Source organism: Pseudomonas fuscovaginae SE-1 (assembly GCF_000364705.1).
Lineage (GTDB): Bacteria > Pseudomonadota > Gammaproteobacteria > Pseudomonadales > Pseudomonadaceae > Aquipseudomonas > Aquipseudomonas fuscovaginae_A.
Genome location: NZ_AQOH01000377.1, coordinates 1 through 8,743 on the forward strand (window position 1 = coordinate 1; position 8,743 = coordinate 8,743).

At 68.2% G+C, this 8,743-nt stretch carries 2 protein-coding genes; both read left to right on the plus strand.

What is annotated here, in order from left to right; translation table 11 throughout:
• Positions 1 to 3,433 (plus strand): dermonecrotic toxin domain-containing protein (locus K675_RS0129410; RefSeq protein ID WP_017907036.1); only part of this gene is annotated, 3,433 nt, incomplete at its 5' end.
• A gap of 82 nt (positions 3,434 to 3,515) precedes the next feature.
• On the plus strand, positions 3,516 to 8,726 hold the full coding sequence (locus K675_RS0129415) for a dermonecrotic toxin domain-containing protein (RefSeq protein WP_017907037.1): 5,211 nt from the start codon (positions 3,516 to 3,518) through the stop codon (positions 8,724 to 8,726).
• Positions 8,727 to 8,743: the final 17 nt, after the last annotated feature.

An 8,743-nucleotide genomic window follows, 5' to 3' on the forward strand; every position in this document is an offset into this window, starting at 1 on the left:
CAAGAGCAGCCTGTCGCCCGAGGCGTTCGCCCAGCGCTGCCGTCGTCTCGACCTGGGCCGCAAGTACCAGCAACACCTGCGCCAGGTCCTCGACGACACCAACCCGGCGAAAGAGCCACTGGCCCCCGGGAACAAGCACCAGTGGTTCATCAACCACCAGCGCAACCGTTTCGATGCCGAGCTGCAGATGGCCTACCTGGGCCACCACCTCACCCACGAGTGCGTCAAGGCGCTCAAGATGTTCCTACTGCCCTCGCGCGAAAGCTTCGGCAAGCGCCTGTTGTGTCATCGGGTCAAGCTGCTGGGCCAGGTACTGCCCGGCGTCATACACTTTTGCGCCGACCCGGACGATGACGAGGGACGTTGCGCCATCTATTTTCCCGAGCACCCCGAGTACCCGTTCAAGGAGTACAGCTCGCTGCTGATGTTCCAGGTGATGCTCATCTCGCACCTCAACTCGCCGGCCACTCGACAGTGGGTCAGCCAACTGCTGCCGCTCGACCACCAGGAGCCCCTGCTGCTGGAAAAGCTCAGAGCCGCGCGACGGGCCGCCAATGAGGCGAGCGCCAAGCTCGTCAACCTCTCCAGTTGGATCGAAGTGGAATTGTTCGAAGAGATCCACAGCCTGCGCCTGCTGCACCTGAGCGGCGATCTCGGCAGGCTGGCACCGGCGGCGCGCAACGTAAAGGCCACCGAACGGGAAAAGCTGCTAGAGGAGTTTCAGGACGCGAGGCTGGACCTGCTGGCCAGCCTCAAGGACCGTATCCCGCGCTTCAAGCGCGCCCTTTCGGACCCGCTGGACCTGGTCGGCAGCCATGCCATCTACCAGGACATTCACACCTGGAGTCCGGAGGAGCGTCTGGCCGGTTCGCTCCACCTGCTCAATATCGCCGAGGCCCAGGCGAGCGGCCAGGTGACGCAACGGATGCGTGCCGAGGGCCATTCGCTCCCCGAGCTGGTCCGCGTCCGCTTCAAGGGCCACACACGATTATGGAAACCCGATCCAACCCTCTACCGGGTGCCAGTGGACCTGTCGGACGAGCAATGGCAAACCAACACCCTGGGACTGTATGAGGGCGCGAAAGGGCACTACCTGTTGCTCAACGAGTCGTACTACGAAGTCCGCTACGACGGGCAGACCGGTCATTGGCACATCCTCGGCCAGACCCAGCCGACGCTGTACGCGCCGCCACTGCGACACAACGGCGTCGGGGCCTGGCGAACCCTGCACGAGGATGTCACGCAATGGCCCCAATCCCGGCTCATCGCCCGGCTCTCGCCCCGTGCGGCCAAGTTGCGCCGCGAACTGGCCGAGGCCCTGCTGCCCCTGGGCTGCACCAACGTGCAAACACTGCGACAACTGCATCAGCACAACCGCCGTACCTCACCGTTGCTGCTCGACAGCCTCAAACGCCTGTGGATCCTGCGGGAAATCGAGGAGTTGAATCCCGAGCGGAGCCAGGCCGGCAACTGTACCGGACTCTGCCTGGCGATCCAGTCGTACCTGGCCGGGCTACTGCCGGACCTGCCCGCGAAGCCAGTGTTGCGCATCACGAAGCACCAATCGCGCAGGCTCCTCCAGTACGCCAAGGGCTCACAGTGGTTCGATATCGAGCCGGACCAGTGGATACCCGGTCTGTTCGAACACCTGTATCGACACCTCGAACAGCCAGCAACCCCCGAGCAGCAGCGTCTGCACGCCCAATACCCGGAACTGCCCCTGAGTTTCCTGGACGACCTGGAATTTACCCGGCAGGCCCTGGACCCGCCGCAAGCGAGCCTGCCGACCCTGAATCAGGAGATCGACCGGGCCCTGGAGCAGATCCGTGTCTCACGGGTATTCGAGGGCCTTCATCCGGACTGGCCGTCGTCGCAGCAAAGCGAGTGGCTGGCCTTCAGCCTGCTCGAGACGCTGGCGGGTTGGCCACAGGACATGCGCCTCGAACTCATGCAGGCCGAGGCCAGCCCCTGCGTGCCGCTGCCGGGCATCGGCACGGACAGCGGCCTGAACTACCGGCGGCTACACCAGACAGACACCACCTACGAGATCCGGAACCGCCAGGGGGAAACCCTCTCGAGCACGCCCGACTTCCATGCCGCCCTGTGGCAGACCCTGCCCAGCCAGGCCCGGAACGACCTGGGCAAACGCCATGCAATCAGCCAGCAAGCGCACCAGACCAGCGCCGACCTCAAACGGGTGCTGTTCGCCCAGGCCGCCCGGCTGCGCAGCCAGGTCCCCGCCGTGCGCACGCTGCAGCGCCTGCTGGAACCGCCGGTCACCGTGGCCGCCGCCCCGCTGCCGATAGAGTTCGCCGTGCCTGGTCGCCTGGTCTCCGGCTTGCAACTGCGCGACGAGGGCATCTACTGGAACCTCAACCCCAAGCCGCTCGCCAACCACGCCCACCGGCACTACATTCTCGAACGTCATCGCTACTACCCGGTCACCTGGGGCCCTGAAGGCTGGCGCCTGCTCAATGCCAGCAATCCCTACGGGTTCTACCAGCCGCTGTTGCAGCGCCGCAGCCAGAGCGACCCGCGCTGGACCCTGCATCACCCGGACTACAAGCGCAAGCTGCTGGTGAACGTGGACAGCCTGCCCGTACCGGCGGACAACCACAACCACGATGATCTGCTGCGCAAGAAGATGTTCACCCAGGCCCAGCGGCAACGCCTGCTGACGCCCAAGTCCTACCGTTCCTGCCTGAACTCGCCGCTGGCCTACGACCGGGTCGACAATGCCCGCTACCCCCTGCGCGACCTGGAGGGCCAGCCGATGATCATCACCACGCTGTACTACTCCAGCGCCGCGGGTACCGCCCAGTCGCTGGCACGGGCCAAACAGCTGCTACCCTACCTGCGGCAGGGGGTGGAAGTGGCAAGGCTTTATGAAAGCAGGCTGGTGATCCGGCGCTTTCGACAGCAGCACATGCGCTCCACCGACGAGCAGCACCTGGTGGGTCGCTTCCACGTCAGCGCCCGCAACGACCTGGCCCAGGGCGAACTGCTCGGTGTCCATGGCGGCATGCTGATCCCGTTGCTGGTCTGCCACCATCGCAAGGACCCCTTCGCCACCTGGGTCCACGAGGAACGCTCGCTGGAGCTGCTGCGCGTGCGCGACGGCCAGCCGCAGGCGGCCCTGCCGTGCCTGACCGGCGACAACATCCTGTCGCGGATCAACACGATCTTCGAATACGAGGGCGGCGTGCCCGTCCGCCAGGCCCTTGCCGGCTATAACGTCGAGGCCGTGGCCTTTCCCGTCGACGTCAGGGTCGACGACGGCTGTAGCGGCCAGCAGCGCTATTTCATCAATGCGCTGTTCACCTCCCGGGCCGTCATGGCCGATGAGGAACTGCGCATCAACCACGGCTACACCGAGGAACAGATCCAGACACTGAACAGCGCGCAACCGCTCGGCCCCGCGACAGCCGAATGACTCGACGCATGCATACCTACCGCAGCCAACGGGAGAACACCGCCTAACCTGCCCCTTCGAATCACGAAACGGGCCAGTTCCCATGACCGCAACGACTGCAACCGCCGCGAGCGGTGCCGGCCACGGCACCGCGCTCTCCCGGCCCCCGCTCAACCGCCACCAGGCTTTCATCGCCAGCCGCTTGCCGGCACCGCTGAAGCAACCCGGCTCAGCCTGCCTCAAGCCCCTGGCGAACATCAGCGCGACCACCCCGGCCTGGTACACCCAGGCCGACCCCGGTCTGCGCAACGCCTTCGACAGCAGCCAACTGGCGCGCTGCACCAGCCAGCACCCGTTCGAGGCCCTGCTCGGCCGGATCACGCCCCTGGAGACCTTCGCCGCACCGCTGCTGCAACAGGCGATCAGCCAGGCCACCGGGCTCGAACTGGATGTACGCGCGACCTACTTCGTACGCCGCCTGCACGTTCGCCGCCCCTCCAGCCTCGGCGGGCTGTTCGACTTCGCCGTGGGCGACCCCAAGGCCCGCCCCTGGTATTGGGATGTCAGCCTGCTGGAGGCCGCGCTGCACAACTTCAGCGCCGACGAGGCGAGCAAGCCGCCCGCCGAGGGCGACGCGTTCATCACCCACGACCACAGCACCGACCAGGTACGGATCGCCGCCTACGACAAGGAGCGCACCCTGCCCCTGGCGCCGGAGCGCTTCGCCGCGCTGTGCCGCACGCTCGACCTGGGGCAACGCTACCGGGAGCACCTCGACAGCGTGCTCAACCCCGCCGACGGCACGCTCAAGGCCCAGGTGCGCACGATCTGGACCACGCACCTGCACAATCAGCTGGCCGAGGCCGTGCACCTGGCGCGCCTGCAAGACACCCTGGCCGACGATACCTACCGGATGCTCAGCCATTGGCTGGCCGGTCACGCCGACCTGCGCCTGGATGGCCACCCCGTGCGGCCCGGCAGCCTGCGGATGCTCGACGTCGACCTCGGCGACATCCTCTTCCTGCGGCCCGAGACCGGCCCGGCACCGCGGCGCTGCGTGGTGCATATCCCCGGCGACGACCTGCATCCGGTGCGCCAGTACGATTCCAGCGCGGACTTCATGAGCGACCTGCGCACCCGCCTGCACAGCGCCGACTACCGGCGTTTCTTCGCCCAGTTCATCGCCGTGCGCGACCAGGCGGCATTCTTCACCGCGCTGAAGAAACGCCTGGACCCGGCCGACCGCCACGAGATGTGGGACGACTACAGCCTCGACCCCGAACTGCGCGTCGGGCTCGACCTGGTCGAACTGCCATTGCGCATCGGCACCCGCCCATCGCTGCAGGCGACCCTGCAGGACCAGTGCGAACTGAAGATCGAGCGCCTGCTCGCCAATGCCCGCGCCCTGGCCGTGCCCACCGGCGACGAGGACCGCGCAGCGCGCCTGACACGATTCCTGGGGTTCCTGGATGCCAGCCTGGACTTGTTCAACCTGCTGGTGTTCATCCCCGGCGTCGGCCAGGTGGTGCTGCTGGCCCTGGGCACCCGCCTGCTGCACGAGGTGTACTCCGGCATCGAGGCCTGGGAGGCCGGCGAAACCCGCCAGGCCTGGGCCCACCTGCTCGGCGTGGCGATGAACCTGGCCTTCATCGGCGGTGCCGGCGTGGTCCTGCCGCATGTCGACACCTCGGCCTTCATCGACGGGCTGGTCCCGGTCAGCGTCCGCGAAGGCGTCAGCCGGCTGTGGAAGCCCGACCTCGCGCCCTACCGTCACCGGCCGAAGCTGATGGCCCGCTCACAGCCGGATCGGCTCGGGCTGCATCACGACCTGGATCAGCGCTACCTGGAACTGGAAGACGGCTACTACCGCCTGCAGGCCGATGCCCGCGGGCAGGGCCGCTACCGCGCCCGCCACGCCCACGCCGACGAACTGCTCAACCCCTACGCGCCCGAGTTTCGCAGCAACGGCGTGGGCGGCTGGCGACACGCCTTCGAACAGCCCCTGGGCTGGTCCGACGAGCGCCTGTTCAGCCGTCTGGGGCCCGAAGCCGCCCGCCTCGATGCCCTCCACGCGCGGCGCACCCTGCACCTGAGCGGCGTCGACAGCGATGTGCTGCGCGCCACCCACTACCACGGCGACCGACCGCCGGCCCTGCTGCGCGACAGCATCACCCGCTTCGCCCTCGACCGCGACCTGGACCGCCTGGTGCAACGCCTGCAAACCGGTGGCAGCTCCAGCGGCAGCCTCGACGAACTGCACATGGAACTGCAACTGCTGACCAGCGACCCGGTCTGGCCGGCGACCAAGGTGCTGCGCCTGCTCGACGATGCCGGCCAGACACTTCAGCAATACCCGGCGGCGACCGACACCCGGCTGACCCGCATCGAAATACGCTGGGCCGAGCTGAACGCCGACGACCTGCTCCGCCAGGTGCTCGGCCAGCTCGACGAAAGCGAAATCCGCAGCCTGCTGCGCGAAGAGTTCGGGCAAGCCAGCGCCAGCCTTCCGGTCCGCGTCGCCGCCTTGCGCCGCCGCCTGGCCGGGGACGCGGTCAAGCGTCGCCAGGACCTGTTCGAATCGCACTACCGCCACCGCACGGCCGCCAGCCGTGGCGAACCGGGCGCGGCGACCCTGCTGCGCGACTTCCCCGGCCTGCCGGACCGGGTGGCGCAGGAACTGGCTCAGGGTGCCGAGGGCGCCGAACGGCAACGGCTCGAAGCCGGCCGCGTGTCGCTGCGCCTGGCCGAGGAAGCCCGCCTGCAACTGCGCAATGTCCGCCTGGCGCGCCTGTACGAGCCACTGTACCTCGGCTCGGTCAGCCAGGCCGAAGTGCACCGCATCGCCCTGGCGCTGCTCGGGAAGCTGCCGGGCTGGTCGGACCAGGTGCGCCTGGAAGTCCACGACCGCTTCTTCGGCGGCCCGTTGCTCGACAGCCTGGGCCCCGAGTCGGCGGCGATCCGCAAGGTGCTGGTCAGGAGCGGCGAGCGCTACGAGGCCCACGACGACCTCGGCCAGGAACTGCATGGCCCGGACGACCTCTACGCCAGCGTCCTGCATGCCCTGCCCGATGCCCAGCGCAGCGCGCTGGGGCTGCCCCATGTCGGCCAGGGCGCGCAACTGAAGCAGGCCCTGCTCGGCCTGCCGCCGCTGCCACGCGAGGAACTGGCCCGGCGCCTGGCACTGCCGCCGATCCGGCCGGGGTTCCGCTCGCCGCTGCGCCTGGCCAGCGGCCAGCTCGGCTATACCCTGAGCGGCCGCGGCGTCGGTTCCGCCCCACGCCCCTACGCCGTGGGGCGGCTGGCCCATGAGCTGTATCCGAACCTGCCGCTGTCGGAGGTGGAAACCCTGCACGGCCTGCGCGGCATGACCCAGGCCGAGGCGATCACCCGGCTGCGGGCCCTGCGGGCCGAATACCGCACCCTGGAGAACCAGTTGGAGGCCTGGGTCGGCGAAACCGGCGACAACGGCAAACTGCGCCTGGCCGTGCAGCTCAAGCGCTGCTGGCGCCACGAGACGGACCGCGCCATCGACAACGAGGGCGACCCGATCGTGCTCGACCACGACGGCACCCCGGTGAACGGCTACGAACTGACCCTGACCGGTTACCCGATGGACAGCCTGCCCCCGCTCTCCTGCCGCTTCCCCCATGTCGCCGAACTGCACCTGCGCGCCATCGCCCTGCAGAACTCGCCGGCCCTGGAAGGCTTCCTGCAGGCCTTTCCCAACCTGCTGCGCCTGAACCTCTCGGGCAACCTGCTCACCCGCCTGCCGGAGGCCCCGGCGCAGATGAGCCGGCTGACGCACCTGGAACTGCGCAACAACCAGATCGTCATTCCGCCCGTCGCGACGGGGCCGCTGAGCCAGCTGACCCGCCTGCAGACCCTGAACCTGGAAAACAACCCCGGCCTGGGCAGGCTTCCCGACCTGGGGCCGCTGTCCGCGCTGAGGTACCTGAACCTGCGCAATACCGGCCTGAGCGAGCTGCCGGCGGGCTATGACCGCCTGCCCCAACTGCGTCGCCTGGACCTGCGCGACAACCGCATCAGCCGGATCCCGGACGAGGTCTTCGGCCTGAGTGCCGCGCGCCAGCAACTCAACCTGTCGATCAACCTGGATGACAACCTGATCCCGGTCGACCTGCATCGGCGCATCGAACGCTATCGGCAACAGACCGGCATCGACCTGGGGCTTGAGGCCCTGGTGGAAGGCGACGACCTCTCGGAATCGAGCGGCAACTCGCGCCCGCACTCGCAGGCCAGCCTTTACCACAACCGCTGGGGCAGCCCATCGCCCGTGCCGCGCGCCAGCACGCCCTGGCTCGAAGGCCTGGACGCCGCCGAGCAGGAAACCCGGCGTGACGTCTGGCTGCGCCTGGCCAGCGACGACATCGAGGCCTCCGAAGCGTTCTTCAAGGTCCTGGCCGACCTGAAGCACTCCGCCGACTACCTCCAGGACAACGGCGCGCACCGCCCGCAACTGCTCGAACGCGTCTGGCGCATGGTCAAGGCCGCCGAGCGGGACACGGCCTTGCGCCAGCGCCTGTACCTGATGGCCAACCGGGCCGTCGACACCCGCTCCAGCGTGATCGAGGCCGACACCTGCGAAGACGGCATGACCGTGACATTCGACGACATGGGCCTGGAGGTACTGCTGCATGAGGCCCTGGCCCTGCCCCTGGAACAGCGCGAACTGCCCCTGCTGCGCCTGGCCCGCGGCAAGGCCCGCCTGGCCCAGGTCAAGCAGCGGGCACGGCAATTGATCCAGACCCGCAAGGACAACCACGAAACCGTCCACGAGGCGGAAATCCACCTGGCCTTGCGCATCGGCCTGGCCGACCGCCTCGAACTGCCGTGGCAGGCCCGCAGCATGCTCTACAGCGAAGAAGCCAAGGTCGGCCGCGACGTGCTGGAACAGGCCAGTCGCGAGATCCTCGCCGAGGAACGCCTGCCCGGCGAAGTGGCCAGGCGCCTGCTGCAACAGCCGTTCTGGGAAGCCTACCTGCAGGAACGCTACGCCCAGACCCGACTCAAGGAAGCCCGGCGGCAACGCGACGAGATGATCGGTGCCCTCGACGACCTGCTCGACGCCCAGCGCGAATGGTTCAGCGACGAAGCCCTCGACAGCGCCCGCAAGCAGGCGCTGCAACAGACCATCAGCCAGTCGGCGCGAACCCTGGACCTGCTGCAGACCCAGGTGTTCTTCCGGGCCCTGACCGACAACGCCTACAAGAGTCACGCCGAGCGCATTGCCAGGAGCTACCAGCGGGCGCTGGCGCAACTGACCGAAGACCTCAGGCGCCAGCACGGCCTGTAGTTCCCCCCCCCCCCCCC